We start from the raw sequence: 2,315 nt of genomic DNA on the forward strand, positions 1-2,315 counted from the left end.
GCCGCGCCCGTCGCGGCCCCGCACCGCGACCACCGGCCCCGCCGGCGGCGGGCCGCCCGCCCGCAGCTGCTCCTCGTCCCGGCCCTGCTCGTCATGGCCGCGGGCGTCGGCTACCCCCTGGTGCGGCAGTTCGTCATCTCCTTCCAGGAGTACGGCCTGGCCCAGCAGTTCGGCCGCCCCGCCGAGTGGGTCGGGCTGCGCAACTACACGACCCTGCTGTCCGACCCGTACGTGTGGGCCGTCATCGGCCGCTCCGTGGCGTTCTGCCTGGCTTGCGCGGCCGTGACGATGGCGGTGGGCACCGCGCTGGCGGTGCTGCTCACCCAGGTCGGGCGGCTGCCGCGCGCCGTGCTGCAGGTGGCGATGCTGTTCGCCTGGGGCGCGCCGGTGCTGGCCACCATGACGGTGTGGCAGTGGCTGTTCAACTCCCAGTACGGCGTCGTGAACTGGCTGCTGGCGCAGGTCACCGGCGACCCCGCGCTGCGGCACCACTCCTGGCTCATCGAGCCGCTGTCCTTCTACGGCGTCGCCGGCCTCATCGTGGTGTGGACGTCCGTGCCGTTCGTGGTGTTCTCCGTCTACGCCGCGCTCGCGCAGGTGCCCGAGGAGGTCACCGAGGCCGCGCAGCTCGACGGCGCCGGCGGCTGGCAGCGGTTCCGCTTCCTCGTCGTGCCGATGGTGGCGCCGGTGCTGTCCGTCGTGGCGCTGCTGCAGGTCATCTGGGACCTGCGGGTGTTCACCCAGATCCACGTGCTGCAGCGCGCCGGTGCCCCGACCCGGGAGACGCACCTGCTCGGCACGTACATCTACTCCCTGGCCAAGGAGTTCTCGACGGCCGGCGCCATGGCCACGATCATGCTGGTGCTCACCGTGGCGCTGTCCGCCCTCTACATCCGCCGCACGTTCCGCGAGGAGGAGCCGTGACCGCGATCCAGCCCGTGGCGGCACCGGGCACGGCGCCCCGGCCCGCCCGCGCCCGGCCCCCGCGCGGGGGTGCGCGCCGCCGGCTGCTGGGGGCGCTGGCCGTCGTCGTCGCCCTGGCGTGGCTGTTCCCCGTCTACTGGATGGTGAACAGCGCCTTCTTCCCCACGGCGCAGCTGCAGCGGTCGGAGCCGAACTTCCTGCCCTTCGGCGGCTCGCTGGCCAACTTCCGCACGGTGCTGGCGGACCCGACGTTCGCGGCGTCGATGCGCACCTCGCTGGCGGTCACCCTGCTCACGGTGGCCGTGGCGCTGGTGGTGGCGTTCGTCGCGGCGGTGGCGGTGAGCCGGTTCCGCTTCCGCGGCCGCAAGGGGTTCGTCCTCACGGTGCTCGTCGTGCAGATGATCCCCGCGGAGGGGCTGTTCATCTCCCAGTACCGGATGCTCGACGGCTGGGACCTGGTGAACTCGGTGCTGGGCCTGGGCGTCGTCTACGTCGCGGCGGTGCTCCCCTTCACGATCTGGATGCTGCGCGGTTTCGCCGACGGCGTGCCGGTGGAGCTGGAGGAGGCCGCGATGGTGGACGGCCTGACCCGCACCGGGGCGTTCTTCCGCGTCACGCTGCCGCTGCTGGCCCCCGGGCTGGTGGCGTCGGGCGTGTACGGTTTCCTGCAGGCGTGGAACGAGTACACCCTGGCCCTGGTCGTCATGACGGACCCGGACCGGCGGACGCTGCCGCTGTGGCTGCAGGGGCTCATCGAGGGCAACAAGGCGGTGGACTGGGGCGTGGTGATGGCCGGTGCCACCCTCGTGGCGCTGCCCGTCATCGCGTTCTTCCTGCTGGTGCAGCACCGGATGAGCTCGGGCCTGGTGTCCGGGGCGGTGAAGGGCTGATGGCACCGGAACCGCTGCCGGTCCCCGCGCCGGGGAGCTGGACCGCGGGCGTCGACGTCGGCGGCACGAAGGTGCTGGGCGTGCTGCTCGACGGCGCCGGCGCGGTGCACGGCAGGGTGCGGGTGCCCACGGGGCGCGGCTCCGGGGACGTCGTGGCGGCGGTCGCGGCCGTCGTGGACCGGTTGCGCGCCGGGGCCGGGCTGGCACCGGGGGAGCTGGACGCGGTGGGTGTGGGGGTCCCCGGCCTCGTCGACCCGTTCGCGGGGACCGTCGCGCACGCCGTGAACCTGGGGATCGGCGCGGACCCGGTGCCGCTGGGGGCGCTGCTCGCCGACGGCCTGGGCGGGGTGCCCGTGGTGCTGGAGAACGACCTGAACGCCGCGACGCTGGGCGCGGCCGCGACCCCGGGCCTCGACGGCGACCTGGCGCTGCTGGCGCTGGGCACCGGCCTGGCGGCGGGGTTGCTGCTGGACGGGCGGCTGCGCCGCGGCGCCCACGGGG

At 74.4% G+C, this 2,315-nt stretch carries 3 protein-coding genes; all 3 read left to right on the forward strand.

All coding sequences use genetic code 11. From position 1 onward, the window contains the following. On the forward strand, nucleotides 1-924 hold a 924-nt coding region (locus tag ABEB16_RS18015), incomplete at its 5' end, for a carbohydrate ABC transporter permease (RefSeq protein WP_425560243.1). Further along, the gene (locus tag ABEB16_RS18020; protein ID WP_425560244.1) at nucleotides 921-1,814 is read left to right on the forward strand and encodes a carbohydrate ABC transporter permease; all 894 of its coding nucleotides are present in this window, start codon (nucleotides 921-923) and stop codon (nucleotides 1,812-1,814) included. The genes ABEB16_RS18015 and ABEB16_RS18020, both read left to right, overlap by 4 nt. Next, the coding region (locus ABEB16_RS18025) for an ROK family protein (protein ID WP_345713595.1) at nucleotides 1,814-2,315 on the forward strand (502 nt) is incomplete at its 3' end. The genes ABEB16_RS18020 and ABEB16_RS18025, both read left to right, overlap by 1 nt.

The sequence above is a fragment of the Kineococcus glutinatus genome (genome assembly GCF_039542765.1).
GTDB classification, from domain to species: domain Bacteria; phylum Actinomycetota; class Actinomycetes; order Actinomycetales; family Kineococcaceae; genus Kineococcus_A; species Kineococcus_A glutinatus.